Source organism: Paenibacillus sp. FSL W8-0919 (genome assembly GCF_038003785.1).
Classification (GTDB): Bacteria; Bacillota; Bacilli; order Paenibacillales; family Paenibacillaceae; genus Paenibacillus_AQ; species Paenibacillus_AQ lactis.
The window spans coordinates 6,676,109-6,694,500 of sequence record NZ_JBBOPV010000001.1; the positions used below are offsets into that span (position 1 = coordinate 6,676,109).

The 18,392-nt window shown below is 52.6% G+C and carries 13 protein-coding genes; 3 read left to right on the top strand and 10 right to left on the bottom strand.

Features of this window, described 5'->3' with window-relative positions; genetic code table 11:
* Positions 1-27: 27 nt before the first annotated feature.
* The 5 genes from NST44_RS30130 to NST44_RS30150 form a co-directional block, all read right to left on the bottom strand.
* Entirely contained in the window at positions 28-1,629 is a 1,602-nt protein-coding gene (locus NST44_RS30130) for a response regulator transcription factor (RefSeq protein WP_340901376.1), read from the bottom strand.
* Complete coding sequence (locus tag NST44_RS30135) at positions 1,604-3,409, bottom strand: sensor histidine kinase (protein WP_340901467.1); 1,806 nt, start codon at positions 3,407-3,409, stop codon at positions 1,604-1,606. The genes NST44_RS30130 and NST44_RS30135 overlap by 26 nt, the downstream gene beginning before the upstream one ends.
* Before the next feature lie 120 nt (positions 3,410-3,529).
* Complete coding sequence (locus NST44_RS30140; protein ID WP_340901377.1) at positions 3,530-4,891, bottom strand: ABC transporter substrate-binding protein; 1,362 nt, start codon at positions 4,889-4,891, stop codon at positions 3,530-3,532.
* Between the two features lie 137 nt (positions 4,892-5,028).
* Positions 5,029-5,850, bottom strand: a complete 822-nt coding sequence (locus NST44_RS30145; RefSeq protein WP_007131518.1) for a carbohydrate ABC transporter permease — start codon at positions 5,848-5,850, stop codon at positions 5,029-5,031.
* Positions 5,851-5,877: 27 nt separating this feature from the next.
* Positions 5,878-6,786, bottom strand: a complete 909-nt coding sequence (locus NST44_RS30150; RefSeq protein WP_007131517.1) for a carbohydrate ABC transporter permease — start codon at positions 6,784-6,786, stop codon at positions 5,878-5,880.
* A gap of 462 nt (positions 6,787-7,248) precedes the next feature.
* Between NST44_RS30150 and NST44_RS30155 the strand changes: the two genes are divergently transcribed.
* From NST44_RS30155 to NST44_RS30165, 3 genes are all read left to right on the top strand, one after another.
* On the top strand, positions 7,249-7,635 hold the full coding sequence (locus NST44_RS30155; RefSeq protein WP_007131516.1) for a winged helix-turn-helix transcriptional regulator: 387 nt from the start codon (positions 7,249-7,251) through the stop codon (positions 7,633-7,635).
* A gap of 256 nt (positions 7,636-7,891) precedes the next feature.
* Entirely contained in the window at positions 7,892-8,437 is a 546-nt protein-coding gene (locus NST44_RS30160; RefSeq protein ID WP_007131515.1) for a PadR family transcriptional regulator, read from the top strand.
* 37 nt (positions 8,438-8,474) lie between these two features.
* On the top strand, positions 8,475-9,656 hold the full coding sequence (locus NST44_RS30165) for an MFS transporter (RefSeq protein WP_007131514.1): 1,182 nt from the start codon (positions 8,475-8,477) through the stop codon (positions 9,654-9,656).
* Positions 9,657-9,830: 174 nt separating this feature from the next.
* On the opposite strand, the gene htpG is transcribed toward NST44_RS30165, so the two are convergent.
* The 5 genes from htpG to NST44_RS30190 form a co-directional block, all read right to left on the bottom strand.
* Positions 9,831-11,708 carry a molecular chaperone HtpG gene (gene htpG, locus NST44_RS30170; protein ID WP_007131513.1) on the bottom strand — a complete coding sequence of 626 codons (1,878 nt, stop codon included), beginning with the start codon at positions 11,706-11,708 and terminating at the stop codon, positions 9,831-9,833.
* Between the two features lie 405 nt (positions 11,709-12,113).
* A complete protein-coding gene (locus NST44_RS30175) occupies positions 12,114-13,355 on the bottom strand; it encodes an MFS transporter (protein WP_251536671.1) in 1,242 nt (413 codons plus the stop codon).
* Between the two features lie 57 nt (positions 13,356-13,412).
* A complete protein-coding gene (locus tag NST44_RS30180; RefSeq protein WP_340901378.1) occupies positions 13,413-16,511 on the bottom strand; it encodes a glycoside hydrolase family 2 TIM barrel-domain containing protein in 3,099 nt (1,032 codons plus the stop codon).
* 50 nt (positions 16,512-16,561) lie between these two features.
* On the bottom strand, positions 16,562-17,374 hold the full coding sequence (locus NST44_RS30185; protein ID WP_340901379.1) for a carbohydrate ABC transporter permease: 813 nt from the start codon (positions 17,372-17,374) through the stop codon (positions 16,562-16,564).
* Between the two features lie 3 nt (positions 17,375-17,377).
* Complete coding sequence (locus tag NST44_RS30190) at positions 17,378-18,370, bottom strand: ABC transporter permease subunit (RefSeq protein WP_144871225.1); 993 nt, start codon at positions 18,368-18,370, stop codon at positions 17,378-17,380.
* Positions 18,371-18,392 lie beyond the last annotated feature (22 nt).

An 18,392-nucleotide genomic window follows, 5' to 3' on the forward strand; every position in this document is an offset into this window, starting at 1 on the left:
GCTTCCTCTCTGACTCATGGACCAGGATTAGTTCCATGACATATATTCGCTGGGTGTCTTTCCGTATTCCCGTTTGAACAATTTGATAAAATAGCTCTTATTCGCATAGCCCAAATAATCCGATATTTCTTCAATTGATTTATTGGATTTCTGTAATAATTGTTTGGCCTTCTCCAGCTTGACCATATTGACATATTCGATGAAATTCTGGTTGGTTTCACGCTTGAACAGGCGGCTGAAATAGCTGGCATTCAGATTCAAGTATCCCGCGATTTCCTCAAGGGTCACTTTCTCGGTCACATGCTGTATGACGTACTGCTGGGCCCGGATCACTTCGGGCCGTTTCGATTGAATTGACAATACGCTTAATTTGCGGGAGAGCTCCTTCAAATAATGCCTGATCCAGCTGAGCAAATGCTCCATCGTATGAATGCCGTTCACGGCGTCATACAGCTTCTCTTCGGAAATGCTCTGCTGGACCTGCAGCGTGACCTTCGTCTTCATTTGCAAATCCATGAGAAGCTGAAGCACCCATTCTTTGACGTCTGCGGGATGAAACCGGCTCTTCTTCACCCATTTCGCCCATTCGTTAAGCATTCCTTCCAAGCTTTCCGAGCGGTTCAGCGCCAGAGCGTCATTCATTCTCGAGAAAAATGCAGCATACTCCGCGTACATATCTCCATCCGCAAAGGAGGATTTCTTGAAACGATGGACTCTCGCTTCCTCTAAATAAAACCGATGGTTCAGCTCCTTCATCATAGGCATCAGCACTGCCCGCAGCTCGGTAGGCCCGGACGCTTCCCTTCCCAGCAGACAGGTGATCGATATTTTCAAATATTGTTGGACGGCGCTTATGGCATTCTGCAAAGAGTAATGCAGCAGCTGCTGTTCCTTGACAGGGTCCTCGCAGCAGATCCACACCACCAGTTCGCAACTATTGTGATGAAAAATAACGCTGCGGTGCATGGTGTCCAGCACTTCCTGCAGGATATTTTCGACGGCAAAAGCGATGGTGTAATCATACATATTGCGAGCCCGGGACACCTCCGATATCCGGTCGATGGATACGATCACAGGCAAGTAATATCTGGCATCCAGGACAATTCCGTTCAACCGGGCGTGCTTGAGCCATGCCTCCTTCGTCCAAGACGACTGGTACAGCGTATCCTTCAGCAGCTTTTCTTTGAGCGCCGACCGGTTCAGCGCATCCTTCTGCATATACTTTATGACTTCCGACGCCTGTTTCTTCTCCTCGTTCAGATCAACGGACAGGTTGTGAAGCACATCCTGCAGCTGCTCAACCTTCAAGCTTTCTTTAAGAATATAATCGCTTACCTTTAATTTCATGGCTTGCTGTGCGTAATGAAACTCATTGTGGCAGGATAGGATAACGGCTCTAAACCGGGGATTGACCTTGCTGAATTTCTCCAGCATCTCCAAGCCATTCATTTTGGGCATTCCGATATCCGTTATGACGATGTCGGGCAGGCGCTGCTGCGCATCCTCCCATGCCTCCAAGCCATTCGAATAACAGCCGATCAATTCGATACCAAGATCCTTCCATGAAATACTTTGAGACAAGTAACGTACTACCGGATAATCATCATCCACCAGTATTGCTGTCAGCACCCTGTTCACCTCGCTCCATCTCGAATGGAAATATTAACGTGATGGTTGTTCCTAAGTCCTGCTCGCTGTCGATCTCCAGCTGAATGTCCGCTCCGTAGATTAGGCGCAGCCGCTGAAACACATTGTGCACGCCGATTCCGGAAAAACCTTTCCTGGCAGATGCTGCAGGCTCCTGTGTGCTCATCACCTTGGCGCGCAGCTCATGCAGCTTGGATTCATTCATGCCTACCCCGTTGTCCCGTACAGATATGCGCAATTGATTCGAAGCATTGTCACGGACCTGTGCCGCCGTAATAAAGATGTCTCCGGCATACTGCTCAAATCCATGAATAATCGCGTTTTCAATGAACGGCTGAATCATGAACCGGGGAACAAGGGCCCCCTCACAGCCCGGCTCGTAATCAATACGCAGTCGAACCTGATTCGCATGGCGAAAATTCATGAGCCGGATATAATGCTGGACGGTCTCCACCTCTTCGCGAAGCGGAATGAACTCATTATCGCGGTTAATGGTCATCCTGAGCAGTGAAGACAGCGAAGCGATTAGTTCGGCATTTTCCTGATCGCCCCGAATCAGAATGTTAAGCCTGATCGAATTCAGGAGGTTAAACATAAAGTGCGGATTAATTTGTGCCTGCAGCATTTCCAGCTCCGCCTTGCGCTTCTTGGATTGTTCAATCGTAATCTGCTCGATCATGGATTCGATCCGATCCAGCATATGATCAATCGTCCGTGCCAGGAGGGACACCTCATGATTGCCTCTAATACCCGAGCGCATATCCAGCCTTCCCCGGCCGATATGGGTAATAAAGCGGCTTAAATCCCGGATTGGCTTCGTGAATGTCGCAATCAGCACCGTTAGCAGCACACAAAATAATGTAAAGAAAAACACCTGTAATCCAAAACTGATTAATAGAATCTGTTTGTGCTTCGATACGGCCGAGGATAACGGGATTAAACTAACCAGACGCCAGGAATTCGCGCGGATCGGCTGCTCGGCATACACATATTCCTGACCGTTCATTTCGACTGTCGATGACTGTTCGTCCCTGTTCCACCATGCTACTTGACTTCCGATCAAGGAAGGGTCTGAATGGGAAATGACCATCCCCTCCTCGCTTAGCAGCATCATCTCCTGATCCGAATTTGCCCGCTGGATTAGGTGGCTTCGAATTTTGCGCTCATTCACGCTGATGATGACATAACCAATGACACTGCCGGCCGACGTCCGAATCGGGCGCCCTATGGTTATGATGTGGGAGCTTTGTTTTTGCAGGGGATTGAAGCTGTTCTCCTGCAGCCCGACCCAATAGGTTGAGAAGGACGGAAGTTGATTCAGCTGTTCAAACCACGGCTGCTTATACAGCTGCTTGGGATCGAAATCGCTGTGAGAGTAATTGGTATATGTAACATCGTTTTTTCCTAATATGGTGACATAGTATTCGTCATGCTGCCGGAACAGCTCATCAAGCAGCCGAACGAGCCTGCTGTAATTCACCAGGTTCCCTTCCTTAAGCTTGCGATTCTGCCTGGCTGTGATCTGCTGCCTGATTTCGGTATTCGAGAGGACGATGTTCGACAGCTCCAGCGTCTGATCGAGCACGCCGTTCACATCCGACTGGACTGCTCGCAGCGCATCCTCAGAGCTGACAACCGCCCGTTCGAGCAGCAGATCCTTAGTTAAATAGTTTGTCAGTAAGTAGATTCCGCCAAGCGGAAGGAGAAAGCATACCAATGCCGACCAAATCAGCTTTTTGCGTAACGAGAACCTTGGTATCATCACAAAAACGACGCCTCAAATCGGATTGAATTGGAATAGGGAAAAACCTGAAGTTTTCCCCTGCCCATGATCTATATTTCTAGTAAATGAAGCATCCATCTTCCGTACGTTTATAACGGATTAGTTTTGATTATTGTTTACGACCTCGGTAATTTTCTGATCGATGCTGTCAATCGTCTGATCGAGGTCCTGATTATTGAGAATGTACAGCTCCGCCTCCGGAATCACGACGTTCTTCGCCTCATCGGCATATTTAACAGGTACCGGGGCGGATCCCGGTATAGTGTTGTTGATGGTGTATTTCAACGATTCTATATCGATCTTCGAAGGATCGATCGAGGAGTTGACAATGGTGTCCACAAGCTTATCCGTATCGGATTTAGCCCAGCCGGAGAATACTCTGCCTCCGATTTCGAGCCCTTCGGATGTATACCATCTGACGAACTGGTAAGCTGCTTCCTTATTCTTGGACTTTGCAGCCACTGCCATATATGTCGGCTGCACCGGGGAGTAATGCTTGCTTTCCCCTTCGAGTTTAGGAAGCGGAGCAAAGGCTGTCACGAATGTCGCCGGAATCGCTTCGGTTCCGCCGGATTCCGCAACCATCCAGTCTCCCATAGGAAGCATTGCCGCAAGTCCGTTGAAGTATTGATTACGATAGGCAAGCTTTTGGGAAATGATATCTTCGTACGGGTTGACGCTCTTATCCTCATACATCATTCGTTTCATCATTTCCAGATTCGCCTTCAGCAGGGGATCCTTCGCATTGGATGTGCCGTCGCTCTTGAGGAAGGTATTATCGGAAGGCTTGCTCATGAGCTGCAGCTGGAAGTAATCCGGCCAATTATGCAGATAAGCGCCATAGCGTTTCTCCGCGCCGTCCCCCTTGGTCAGCTTCTTCGCATATTCCTCGAATTCCGCCCAAGTCCAATCGGTAGGGACCGGTAATCCGGCTTCCTCCAGCATGGCCTTGTTCATAATCACGAACCACCGCTGCATGGAAGAAGGAAGCGCGTAAATTTTGCCATTTACCTTGGTATCTACCAGATATTCATCCTCGTATTTATAGCCGTCCTTCTCAATGTAGCTATCTAGCGGCTCGAACAGTCCGATATCCGCCCTTTGCGAATAATTCGTATATGGAAGCTCCACGATGTCCAGCTGGTCGTTTGAGGCCGCCATCAGATCAAGCTTCTGCATGGCAGCAACCGAGTCTCCTTTCTCGTTCAGAAGATCCAGCTCCACCTTAATGTTCGGATGCTTCTTCTCGAATTCCGGTATGATCTTGCTCCACTGCGCTTTTGCGTCTGTCTGCCACGTGCTTAATTTGAGTACGATCTGTTCGGGCGCAGCCTCCTTGCCCGGTTCGTTCTTGGCTTGGCCAGACTCTGAAGTGCTGCCCCCGCCTCCGCCTCCGCAAGCTGTAACCGCCAAGGCAAGAGACAGACTTAGCAATAGCGATGGTATTTTTTTGATTTTCATATAGACCCTCCTCTAATAGTAACAGGTTTTTTCAGGTTGTCATCAACATTTGTAAGTGCTTACAGGATCCATCCTATCATGCGTAAGCTTCTGGCGTAGGCGCCATTTTTTACGGAAGCCAAACGATTTTGACTTTATCATCCTTTCACTCCCCCAAGGGAGATGCCCTCAATAACCTGCTTCTGGCCAATGGCGAAAATGATCAGCAGCGGGAGTATGGCGGATACGGCACCGGCCATCATCAAGGAATAGACATCGCCGTATTGATCCCCGAACAGCCGAATGCCGAGCTGAATCGTAAACAGCTCTTTGGACTTTAGGAAGATCAGCGGATACTGGTAATCGTTCCACGTCCAGATAAACCGGAGAATGGCGTACGTCGCGACGCCGGGACGGATCAGCGGGAGGGCAATTTGCCAAAAAGTTCGAAAGTACCCCGCCCCGTCCATTTTTCCGGATTCGATGTATTCATCATGCACGCCCATGAAAAATTGCTTTAACATGAAGGCCCCGATAATGCTGAAGCTGTTCAGCAGGATGAGGCCGGCATGGGTATCAATCAGCTGCATCCAGTTGAACAATAGAAACTGCGGTACCAGGGAGGCCTGCGGCGGCACCATGTACAAGGCCAGGACCAGAACGAACATCGCGTCTCTGCCCCAGAATCGGAGCTTGGAGAAGCCGTAAGCGGCCAACGCGCACACAAAAACATTAATGACCGTCGTTGCGATCGTGATATAGATGGAGTTCCAATAGTAACGGACAAATTGCCCGCTCCATACGGTCCGGAAATTCTCGATTGCATTCCAGTGCTTCGGAATCCATTCGATCGGGAATTTGAATACGTCCGCCTCCGGCTTGAAGGAAGTGGACAGCATCCACACAAACGGAAGAATGAACAGAATGCCGATTAAGGCCATGATGACGGTCCAGAAGGCTTTTGAAATACTGATTCTCATGTCAATCTCCTTTCTTGCCAAGTCGTCTTAATAGTTGACCCATTTCTTCTGGGCCAGCATCTGCGCGCCGGTAATAAGCAGACAGATCAGGAATAAAATCATCGCCATGCTTGAAGCGTAGCCTGTCTTCAGCTGGTTGAAGGCCGTGTCATACAATTCATACACAATGACGGTTGTGGAATTAGCCGGACCTCCCTGGGTAAGCACCTGAATCAGGTCGAAAATTTTGAAGGTTCCGATGATCCCGGTCACCAGCAGGAAAAAGGTGGTTGGCGATATGCACGGCAGCGTGATGCTGCGGAATTTCACCCATGCATTTGCCCCATCGATCTCAGCCGCTTCGTATAGGTCCTTCGGAATCGATTGCAAGCCAGCGATGTAAATAATGATGTTGTATCCGAGAAGAATCCACACCTGAATCATCATCAAGGACGGCAGTGCAAAGTCGATGTCCGCAAGCCATTTCGGGGGATTGTCGATCCCTAGCGACATGAGCGTCTTGTTTACAGGCCCGAGCGAAGGGTGGAATAAGACCTGCCAGACCATAGCCACCGCAACGATGCTCGAAATATAAGGAAGAAAGTAAATAACCTTGAAGGCATCCTTCAGGTATACATGCTTATCAATGAGTACAGCAAGCACTAGCGCAATGATCATGGTAATCGGTACCGTAATGATAAAAATAAGATTGTTGACCAGGCTCTTCACGAATGCGCTGTCATGAACCAATCTGACAAAATTATCAAAGCCGGCGAATTTCATGGCACCCATGCCGGCAACAAAGTTCCAATTCGTAAAGCTGAGCAGCAAAGACCCGATTACGGGAATGAGCGTCAGAACCAGCAGTCCCAACATTAAAGGAGCCACAAATAAATAACCGGCGATTCGCTCCCTCGCGACCATGCTGAGCCTCACGGAATTCTTTGTTCGTTTCATATTTCTCTCCTCCTGGCGTTAATGCTTGGCAAAGCGTAATTCGAAAGCCCTTTTCGAATATGGCGATAGAAATGTTGTATCTTCATTGTAAAAAAGCCGTCTGCAGCATATAAGAAATAGAAATGAGTATTTTGGAACGAATTTTACTTTTTTGCGCACAACAAAAAGACGAGCCCTCGGCGGGCCGTCCTTTCTCTTGTCCTATCCATATGATTCGCGGCTTCCCTTCCTCCCTCATGGTACGATAAACCGTACTAAGTACATTTTAGAATCGTACTGGGTCTAAAACGGATATTGTGCTACATTACAATCATCGAGATTTCTAAAACGAACGGCGATGCCGGGAGGGATCTAAACAGTCAGCATGGTTGCCACTCAGCTGGCTTAACCGGTATTCCATCGTTCAACCTATAGATCGCGGAATGATTCAATGGGGTTAACAAAAGGGGGGAGTGAAGGGATATGAACAGATTTGAGCATCAACCGCATGAAACGGCCGGGATATTGACAACCCTGCAGTTGATCGGCGGAAAGTGGAAGCCGCTGATCCTGTTTATTCTGCTTCAAGACGGAACCAAGCGCTTCGGAGAGCTGCGGCGGCTGCTTCCGGGTGTCACCCAGGGCATGCTGACCAACCAGCTGCGGGAGTTGGAGCAGGATGGGCTCGTTGTGCGAACGGTCTATCCCGAGATTCCGCCTAAAGTGGAATACTCGATCTCGGAGCATGGAAAGACGCTGGGAACGGTGCTTACCGATATGTGCAGTTGGGGGTTTCAGCATCTGGAGTATACCGGGCGCATGAACAGCCGCGAAGAGGAGCCGGTGAGGAAGAACACGGGCAGCTCGTAACGCAATTCAAGCGGCTCTAGTCAGCGCTTTGAAATGGAGAGGCATGCAAGTAAATGACTCTAGTTAAGCGCTACGAAATGAAGAGGCATGCAGCTTAATGGCTGGAACATGGCGGTGAGGGGTTCCCTGTGCCGCCATGTTCCGTTTCGTTATAGGAGTCTTGTCTATAATTTAGAAACGTGAGCCGCTTTTCGGCTTGATTAATATGTCGTATCGATATATATTTATATCGATACGACATATTTGGGAGGTGCTCATGTACGAACTATTTGTGTTAGGCGAATTGATGACGGGTGAGAAGCATGGCTACATGCTTCAGGAAATCCTTAAAAATGCCGGCGGCCCCTATCGGCAGATCAGTTCCGGTACGCTGTACCCGCTGCTATCCCGAATGGTGGAGAACGGCTGGATCCACCTTACCATGGATGAAGTCCCAACAGGTAAACGGCCTCGCAAAATATATCAAATCACCGACGCGGGAAGAAGTCGGTTTTTAGAGCTGATGGAGAAGCCGCTGGAATACGGAGCGGATACAACAGAGCTGCTCCATTACAAGATGGTGTACTTCCGTTATGTCCCGAAATCGGTCCGGCTCGAATGTCTTAACCAGTATTTGAAGTACCTTGAAACAAATCTCAAGCATGTCAGCGATTTCGAGGCAGAGCTGATGTTCTATAAACCGGAGCCCGAGAAACAGCGGACGCAGCTCCTGCGCGTGCTGGATCACCGGAAACGGATCGGATCAGCCGATATCGAATGGGTAAGAGCTGAAATCGAGCGTCTCGCGTCGGAACCGGAATAAGCTTACCTAATCAAGGATGATAAAGGAGGAATTGAGAGTGGAGCGTTTATGGACCAAGCCGTTTATTCAAATGACGGTTGGCATGCTGTTTCTGTTTACGGGCTTTTACCTGCTGCTTCCCACGATGCCGCTGTATATCAAGCATTTGGGGGGCAGCGAATCCCAGGTAGGCCTTGCTGCAGGGCTGTTCACCTTGTCGGCGGTCGTCTTCCGCCCGTTCGTGGGAGCTCTCGTCGACCGTCACGGTAGAAGGCCCTTTTATGTGTGGGGACTGTTATTGTTCGTCATTTCCATGGTCTCGTATGACTGGGTCGGCGGCATTCTGCTGCTGCTCGCCCTCCGGATGGTGCATGGTGTAAGCTGGGCATTTGCCACGACGTCCGTGGGGACCGCCATCACGGATTTGATTCCTGCCTCGCGACGGGGCGAGGGAATGGGCTGGTACGGCATGGCCATGACGGTTGCGATGGCGATCGGTCCGATGCTCGGCACCGCGCTTGCCTCCGGCGACTCTTTCCACACCCTGTTCCTTGTTGCCGCCGGACTTTCCTTAGCTGCATGGGTGCTCGCGTTTATGACCAAGGTCCCCTTTCAACCGAAGCCCTCGGCCGGGCGGATTCGGCTGATCGAACCGTCGGTTCTGCCGGTAACGGCCGCTATCTTTTTTCTCGCCGTGGCTTATGGAGGAATTACGACCTTCCTTCCACTATTCGCTGCATCCATCAGCGTCAATCCGGGAACCTTCTTTCTGGTTTATGCCATTGCGCTGACCTTGATCCGTCCACTGGCCGGAAAGCTGTCGGACCGCTTCGGCGAAGCCGCCGTCATCATACCATCCCTCATTATAACGGCGCTGTCGCTGCTTCTCCTCAGCCTTTCCGATAGCCTCGTCGGTCTGATCGCCGCCGCCATCCTCTACGGGATCGGATTCGGCTCGGCGCAGCCTGCACTGCAAGCGGCAACCCTGCGAATCGCTCCCGAGGACCGGCGGGGCGCTGCTAACGCTTCCTTTATGACTGCGTTTGATCTCGGCATCGGCCTTGGGGCCATTATCCTTGGCTGGATATCGGAGCAAACCGGGTATCCGCTGCTATTCGCGATCGCCTCTGTCTCCGTCGTGGTGTCGCTTGTCATATTTGCGCTGTTTGTGAAAAGATTGCTCAGAACCGATGCTGTCTTAGTAAGCTCAGCCGGAACACCGGTAGAGCGCGCGGAATAAGCAGGAGAGGCGAATATGGACCCGCGATCAGCAAAGCTGCGCTTGCGCTAGCATCTCGCTTAAGGAAAATTATCCGTAACGAAAAAGACCCGGCCAGCCCGGCGGTTATCGCCAGCTGATCGGGTCTTTCGTTTTTATTTTGTTAGCTTCCCCCATGAACGGAGATCGCCGCTGTTACACCATAATTTTGCAGATGTCGTTCGTAAACTCTACCGGATCGGCAATCGGCAGCCCTTCGATGAGCAGCGCCTGGTTGTACAGCAGGTTCGTGTAAAGCGCCAGCTTATCCTGATCATCCTTATGCGTCTTCAAGGCTTGGAACACCTCGTGGCCCGTGTTGATCTCAAGGACCTTATCGGCTTTCACGTCCTGCCCGTTCGGCATCGCCTTGAGGATTTTCTCCATCTCGATGGACACTTCGCCTTCCGCGGACAAGCAGACCGGATGGGATTTCAGGCGCTTGGAAGCCTTGACGGATTTTACTTTGCCTGCCAAAATGCCTTCCATCGCGGAGAACAGCTCCTTGTTGTCGTTCTCCTCCGCTTCGTTCTCCTTCTTGTCCGCATCGGATTCAATTCCGAGATCGCCGCTCGACACGGATTTGAATTCCTTCTCCTTATACTTCATCAGCATCTTGATGGCGAACTCATCCACATCGTCGGTAAAGTACAGAATTTCATAGCCTTTATCCAGCACCATTTCCGTCTGCGGCAGCTTCTCGAGGCGGTCAATCGAATCGCCAGCAGCATAGTAAATATACTTCTGATCCTCCGGCATTCTGGACACATATTCATCCAGGGTAACCAGCTTCTTCTCTTTCGAGGAGGTGAACAGCAGCAGGTCTTGCAGATCGTCCTTGTGCATGCCGTAATCGTTATAAACGCCAAATTTCAGGCCGCGGCCAAATGACTGATAGAACGTCTCGTATTTCTCGCGCTCATCCTTGAGCATGCTCTGCAGCGCACTCTTGATCTTATTCTTGATGTTCTTCGCAATGAGCGTCAGCTGACGGTCATGCTGCAGCATTTCGCGGGAGATGTTGAGCGAGAGGTCCTCCGAATCGACCATCCCCTTCACGAAGCTGAAGTAATCCGGCAGCAGATCGCCGCATTTTTCCATAATAAGCACGCCGTTCGAGTACAGCTCCAGCCCTTTCTCATATTCCTTCGTGTAATAATCAAACGGCGTATGCTCAGGGATGAACAGAATCGCGTTGTACACGACCGCGCCGTCCGCCTTCACATGGATATGCTTCAGCGGCTTGTCGAAGCCGTAACGCTTCTCGTTATAAAAGTTCTCGTAGTCCGCGTCGGTCAGCTCGCCCTTGTTCTTGCGCCAGATCGGCACCATGCTGTTGAGGGTCTGTTCCTCCTGAACCTCTTCGAATTCGTTGTCCGCGCCTTCCTTCGGCCGCTGCGTCTTGACGTCCATCTTGATCGGATAACGGATGAAGTCGGAGTATTTCTTGATGATCGCCCGCAGGCGGTACTCTTCCAGAAACTCGTCATATTGATCTTCTTCGGTGTTCGGTTTAATCTTGAGCACAATCTCCGTACCAACTGTATCTTTCTCGGCCGGAGTAATCGTATAGCCGTCCGCGCCTTTGGATTCCCACTGATAGGCCTCGTCGCTGCCAAGCGCCCGGCTGGTTACCGTTACGACGTCGGCGACCATGAATGCCGAATAGAAACCGACACCGAACTGGCCGATGATGTTATGCCCGTCCTTCGCTTCAATTTCGTTCTTGAACGCGAGCGATCCGCTCTTCGCGATGACGCCCAGATTGTTCTCCAGCTCTTCCTTCGTCATGCCGATCCCCGTATCGGTAATGGTCAACGTACGGTCCGCTTTGTTCGGCGTAATCTTAATGAAATAATCGTCTTTATTGAACACCAGTTGATCGTCCGTCAGCGCCTTGTAGTAGATTTTATCGATAGCGTCGCTTGCATTCGAGATCAGCTCGCGCAGGAATATTTCGCGCTGCGTATAGATGGAATTGATCATCATCTCAAGCAGACGCTTGGATTCCGCTTTAAACTGTTTTTTCGCCATGAGAAGAGGTCCCCTTTCCGTTATGAATCAGGATTTTAGCACTCCATCGCATAGAGTGCTAACACTTCTTCTATTTAAACATGTTCCAATTTTTCATGTCAACCTATTTGAGGACTTTTCGGGACTAAAATAAAAGCGCTGCCTTTATCCTTGTATTCTGGTGTAATTCTGATGTTATTCTGCCGTTATACTGCGGATTCCCTGCGGATACTCTGTGGATGCACCGCGGATGCTCTGCTGATAACTCTGCTGATAACTCTGCTGATACTCTGCTGATACTCTGCTGATACTCTGCGGATACTCTGTCTAGGCTCCGCGGACACTCTCCGGATCCTCCACCGGAAATCTCCGCATAAAACTTCACCCCGGTCGCGCTGAAATCCAGCCAGCAACCGGGGTTACATTTTACGTTTCTATGCTGCCGCCCAATCGCCTCGACAAGACCGGACGTATCCACAACACATAATACAGACCGCATATCAGCAGCGCCCCGGCCGTGGCAAGGAAGGGAAGCTGATAATCCTGCCTGGCCAGAATCAATCCCGAGACAAAGGTTGCCCCGGAAGATCCCAAGCTCCGAAATACCGACCGCATGCCGGCATATAGATTCCGTTCCTGTTCGTTAAACGCGGACATCAGCAGGCTGTCAAGCAGATTGGACAGCATCGTTACGCCGCCGCCCCGCAGCAGGAACAGGACGACGAACAGCCATACGGGAAGTACCGTATACAAAGCCGAGAACAGCAGAATATTGACGATAAATACGGAAACGATCGCCGTATGATAACCGAACCGCTCCATGACGTAAGGCGTCATTAGAGAGCAGATAAAGAGCAGAATGGCACCGACGGCCAAGATGAGCGATACTTGATCATCCATCCAGTCCAGCCGGAATTTCACGATCACATTCAGGAAGGAGCCCGTCATCGCGATACACCCTCCCAAGAGGGCCATGAACACGGCAAACAGCCATAAGGTCCCGGAAAGAATAGGAGCCGTTAGCTTGGATGCCCCTTCGGAAAGCGGACGGCCCGGCGCTTCCTCCTCCCTGCCCACACGCTCGGCCGGCAGCCAGAACGCCCGAACGGCTCCATGAATCACGAGAACCAGCCCGGTGAGGAGAAGGGAGGCTTCATAGCCTCGACTTCCTTCTGCCCCCTCCGCGATATATCCAGCCACCAGCGTGCCGAGACCCGTAAAGGCCGTAAACACGGCAAACATCAGGGAGAAGGCGCGGGCTTCCTCCTTGCGGGAACGGCAATAATGGAAGAGAAGCTGAATCTCCGTGGTTTCGACGAGCGTCAGCCCGGTCGACACGAGAATCTGGGCGGCATAGAACCAGAGCAATTGATCGCTGACGGCAAACAGCACATTTCCTGCGGCGATAAAGAACACGCCGGTAACCAGCAGTTTTTTTCTTCCCGTCCGATTCGCGAGCAGAGAGACCGGAATGGCGAGGATCCCCATGATCAGAATGCCCATCGATACCAGCGCGCCGATCTGATCCTCCCTCAGCCCCCGGAAGAGCAAATGCAAATTCAGAACCAGCGTGTAAAGACCGATGCCTATGCCGTACAAGGCTTCGCTTATAAGGAACCGGCGTACGCCGGTAGACAGCTGCAGCAGGTCTTTGATGTAAAAGGACATGTGATTCCCCTTCTGTCGGAATATCCGAAACGATATGAATATGAGCAAAAACCAGGATCAGCTGTAAAGCTTTGCTTCCGAACGCATCCGCCGGGAGAGCGTCCCCGGATCGGTATCCTCCGAGGTGTATGCCTGCAGCAGAATTCGGAACTCGAACGGTTCCGGCTTAACCGTATGCTCCGGAGCCTGCGCCGGACCGCAGCTGTTGCTTCCGAGCCCGTTCTGGCGGTAATCCAGGTTGAACGTAATATATTCGCTCGGCATTAGGTCGCTGGCATGTTTGGCATATTCCACATCAGAGTCGGAATACCGGCTCGCGCTGAAATTCAGGGCAGACTCGGAAGCGGCAAGCAGGCCAAGGCCTGCGCCATCCGCGATGGAAATCCAGCGGACATCCGCGCGGTTCCCGTTCTCTTGCGGATAAATGTACGGCGTAAACAAGCCTTCCACCGTGCTGCGGTACGTACCGAAACGCCCTGCCTCCTTGCTGTCCGGATAGCTTTCGCCCGGACCCCGTCCATACCAGCGGACATGCTCCATATCTGCCGCAAGCTTCATTTGCAGCCCGATCTTCGGCAGCATGGATGGCGGCGTACCGATCGGCTCGCCCTTGATATTCATGATGATCAAGCCGCCTGAGGTGATCGTATAGACGGTTTCGCAACGGAACCCCCAATCGTACACCGGCGGCGCGATTCGGGAGACCCAGCGGGCTTGAATCGAAGCAGAATCCGGTCGCTTCCATTCGAAATGGTCGACCCGCTCGGTGAGCAGGTCCAGATGGGCCTTCCGCCAATCCGCCAGCACGTACATGTCGTTGTCGATCGGCGGCCGCCAGAAATTCAGCCGCGGACCGTCAAGCGTAAGCAGCTTGCCGCTCACGGACAAGCTTTCAAACCCCGGCCGGGAGGAATTCAGCGACAGCTCGATGCCGTCCATCGCCGCCTTGAGCTTGCGCTTCTCTTCAATGATCCGCAGCTCCCCCCGTCCAGCCGTATCCGTAGGCCGGAATTCGGGTACCGTTGCTGCCCGCAGCTGGAATTGGGACCAAGCCACCTCGTGCCCGCGCTCCGCCCATCGGCAGTCTGCAGCCAGATGGAAGGAGACCTCTAGCCACAGCTCCGCATAAGGATTCACCACGGCCGCCGCTTCCTCGAGGCTCACGGGAAGACGCAGCTCCGCGCTCTCGCCCGCTTCGATAAGCGGCAGCTCCAGCACCCCGCTGCGGACAAGCTCGCCATCGGCCAAGATCCGGTAATGGGCCTGCAGATGCTCTAGCGTAATGAAATCGTACCGGTTCATGACGAGCAGCGTGCCGGCTTGCGGCATGGTAACGCGAATCGGTTCAATCACCTTCTTATACTCGAGAAGTCCCGGCGAAGGCGTTCGGTCCGGACGCACCAATCCGTCGATGACAAAGTTGCCGTTATTCGGCACGTCGCCGTAATCTCCGCCGTACGCATAATCCTTCCTGCCGTCTTCCGTCGTTCTCGTCAACCCATGGTCGATCCACTCCCACACGAACCCTCCCGCAAGACGGGGATACCTTTCAAAGGTGTCAAAATAAGGGCGCAGTCCGCCGGGTCCGTTGCCCATGGCGTGGGCATATTCGCACAGAATATGCGGCTTGGGATGCCCCTCCAGTTGACCGAACCCCTCCATCTTCTCAACGGAGGAATACATCGTGCTCACAACATCGCACACCTCGGCTTCCCGGTCCTCCTCATAATGGATCAACCTCGTGGTGTCATGCTCCCGGCACCAGTCCGCCATCGCGCGGAAATTGCAGCCGAAGCCGGATTCGTTGCCGAGGGACCAGAACAGCACGCTAGGATGGTTCTTATCCCGCTCCACCATCCGGCGGACACGGTCCACATAAGCCTCCTTCCACGCCGGATCATCGCTTAGACGCGAAATATTGCCGAGCAGCTCGAAGCCGTGGGTCTCCAGATCAGCCTCTTCCATGACGTACAGCCCGTACTCGTCGCACAGATCGTAGAACCGCGGGTCATTCGGGTAATGCGCCGTCCGCACGGCATTGATGTTGTGCTGCTTCATCATCTGAATGTCCTCGAGCATCGTTGACATCGTCACGGTCCGGCCGGTATCCGGGTGATGATCATGGCGGTTGACTCCTTTGAGCAGGATCGGCCGGCCATTCACCATGAGCTGGCCGTCCTTGACTTCAACGGTCCTGAAGCCGACGCGCTGCGCAATGGTCTCCAGAGACTGCCCTTTTGAATCCTTCAAGGTCATGACCAGATGATATAAAGCCGGGGACTCCGCACTCCACAGGGCCGGGTTGATCACCTCGATTTCAAGCTCCGCCGAGGAGGAGCGGGCGATTTCCTTCCCGATTGCGCCAACCTCGGTGCCGTTCCCGTTCAACAGCTGCAGCTGGACCGAGCCGTCCTCCGTCCCCTCCAGCTCCAGGAGGACGTTCAGCTTGGCTTGCCGGTACTCCGCATCAAGCTCGGTGATCACGCGGAAATCGGCGATGCGAAGAGCTGCAGGCTCCGCGACCAGGTACACATCCCTGAAAATGCCGCTCATCCACCACATATCCTGATCCTCCAGATAGCTTCCATCGGACCACTGATATACGCGGACGGCCATCCGGTTCACCCCGGTCGTCACATAGGGCGTCAGATCGAACTCGGAGGTCAGCCGGCTTCCTTGGCTGTAGCCGATAAACGACCCGTTGAGCCATACATGAAACGCACTGTCCACGCCGTCGAACTTGACGCTGATCCTCCTGCCGTCCCAATCGCCGGGGATCTCAAATTCCCGGACATAACTGCCGGTCGGGTTCGCATCCGGCACATGCGGCGGATCCACCGGGAACGGATAATACAGATCCGTATAATGCGGATGGCCGTAGCCCTGCAGCTGCCAATGTCCCGGTACGGGAATATCGTCCCAATCCGAAACGTTATACTCGGTTAAATAAAAATCTTCAGGAGCCGCCTCCGGCTCCTCCGCATAATGAAATTTCCACATGCCGTTCAGCGACTTGTACCATGCCGAGCTGCCCCTGTCATAGCGGAGCGCTTCCTCGGCATCCGTAAACGGGATGAAATAGGCCCGGCTCTTGGAGCGGTTTCGCTCCAGCACGCCAAGATTATCCCAATCCCGGTCAATCGGTCTGACTTTCATGCTATTCTCTCCATCCTTTCCATATTGCTTTATCGTTGCTGTCATCTGATCTAGCCTTTGATCCCCGTCGTCGCGATTCCGCCGACGATATACCGCTGGGCGAAGAAAAATACGGCAAGCGGCGGAATGGAGATCAGGCATGTAATGGCCATGATGGACTGCATGTCGACGCCATGCATGCCCCTGAACTGGGACAGGCCCAGCGTCAACGTATATTTGGTCTGATCATTCAGGAAGATGAGCGGGCCCAGGTAATCATTCCAGCAGCTCATCATATGAAACACCGCAACTAAGATCAGCGACGGTCCCATGAGCGGCACGATGATCCTCGCCAGAACCGTCATTTTTCCCGCACCGTCAATCGTGGCCGCCTCGTCAAGCTCTCTTGGCAAGGTCATGATGAACTGCCGCAGCAGGAAGATGAAATACGCGGAGCCGAACCAGGAGGGGACGATCAGCGGCTTAAGCGTATTGATCCACCCCAGGTAGTTGAACTCCATATACTGCGGGATCATGGTCACTTCCCAGGGGATCATCATGGTTGCAAGCACGATCAGGAACAGCGCATCACGTCCCTTGAATTGGAACCGGGCGAACCCGTACGCCACCAGCGTGCAGGAGATGAGCTGCCCGAGCGTGGACAGCAGCGTCACGATCACCGTATTTTTCAAAAACAGGTTAAACGGCTGGATGCTCCAGGCCTCCGCGAAATTGCTGAACCGCCAAACGGACGGCAGCCATTTCGGTGGAAACAGATACAGCTCCTGCGGGGACTTTAGTGCGGTCGTTACGGCCCAGAACAGGGGCGCAACGAACAGCAGGGAGCAGAATACAAGCAGCGTGTACGTGATTACTTTTCTCATGCGTCAATGCCCCTCTCTGCCGGCAGCCCGGCGTTTGACATGCTTCGGTTTTGCCTTCTTCATCTCGCCCTCATAGAACACCCAAGCCTCCGAGGACTTGAACACAAGGAACGTAAGCGTCAGGACGATCAGGAACATGAACCACGCATTCGCTGCGGAGTAGCCCATTTTGAAGTATTTGAACGCATTCTCGTACATGTACATCGCATAGAAAAAGGTGGATTTCAGCGGCCCCCCGCCCGTTAACAGGAGCGCCAGCGTCAGCTGCTGGAAGGCGGCGATGATGGACGTGATCAGGTTAAACAGCAGCGTCGGCGTAATCATCGGAACGGTCACATTGAAAAACTGTCTGATCTTGCCGGCTCCATCAATGGAAGCCGACTCGTACAAGTCCTTCGGGATGCCTTTGAGCCCCGCGAGAAAAATAAGCATCATCGAGCCCTGGCCCCACAGGCTTGCGATCACCATCGCGACGAGGGACCATTTCGTATCGTTCAGCCAGTCCGGGCCCTCAATGCCGAATACCGACAAGAAGTAATTCAGGATCCCGTAATCCCCGCTGTAAACCCATGACCAGATCATGGCGAGGGCCACGCCGGAAATGACCGACGGCAGGTAGAAGGCGGTTCGGAAGAAGGCGCTGCCTTTTACCTTCTGGTTCAGCAGCATCGCCAGTCCCAAGGCGACGATAATGTTCAGCGGCACGAATAAAGCCGCAAATTTCAGCGTAATCATCAGGGATTTCCAGAACAGCGGATCATCCGAGAACATCTCCACGTAATTGTCGAAGCCGACGAAGGTGACTTGACCGACGATCGGCCAGTCAAAAAAGGAAATAACAAGAGAGAACAACAGCGGGCCCAGCGTGAAGACCAGGAAGCCGAATATCCATGGAAAAATGAAGAGGTAGGGCGCTGCCCCACCCCATCGTTTTCGTCCAAGCCGCTTCGGGGCCGCTGTCTGCTGCTGCGGGTTAAGCACATTGATCCGGGCCATAGTAGCGAGCCTTCTTTCTATC

Coding starts and splice junctions, on each gene's coding strand:
- NST44_RS30145 (WP_007131518.1), bottom strand. CDS start 5,850: ATGAGAATCAGTATTTCAAAAGCCTTCTGGACCGTCATCATGGCCTTA.
- NST44_RS30155 (WP_007131516.1), top strand. CDS start 7,249: ATGAACAGATTTGAGCATCAACCGCATGAAACGGCCGGGATATTGACA.
- htpG (WP_007131513.1), bottom strand. CDS start 11,708: ATGGCGAAAAAACAGTTTAAAGCGGAATCCAAGCGTCTGCTTGAGATG.
- NST44_RS30140 (WP_340901377.1), bottom strand. CDS start 4,891: ATGAAAATCAAAAAAATACCATCGCTATTGCTAAGTCTGTCTCTTGCC.
- NST44_RS30150 (WP_007131517.1), bottom strand. CDS start 6,786: ATGAAACGAACAAAGAATTCCGTGAGGCTCAGCATGGTCGCGAGGGAG.
- NST44_RS30185 (WP_340901379.1), bottom strand. CDS start 17,374: ATGAGAAAAGTAATCACGTACACGCTGCTTGTATTCTGCTCCCTGCTG.
- NST44_RS30175 (WP_251536671.1), bottom strand. CDS start 13,355: ATGTCCTTTTACATCAAAGACCTGCTGCAGCTGTCTACCGGCGTACGC.
- NST44_RS30160 (WP_007131515.1), top strand. CDS start 7,892: ATGTACGAACTATTTGTGTTAGGCGAATTGATGACGGGTGAGAAGCAT.
- NST44_RS30190 (WP_144871225.1), bottom strand. CDS start 18,370: ATGGCCCGGATCAATGTGCTTAACCCGCAGCAGCAGACAGCGGCCCCG.
- NST44_RS30135 (WP_340901467.1), bottom strand. CDS start 3,409: ATGATACCAAGGTTCTCGTTACGCAAAAAGCTGATTTGGTCGGCATTG.
- NST44_RS30180 (WP_340901378.1), bottom strand. CDS start 16,511: ATGAAAGTCAGACCGATTGACCGGGATTGGGATAATCTTGGCGTGCTG.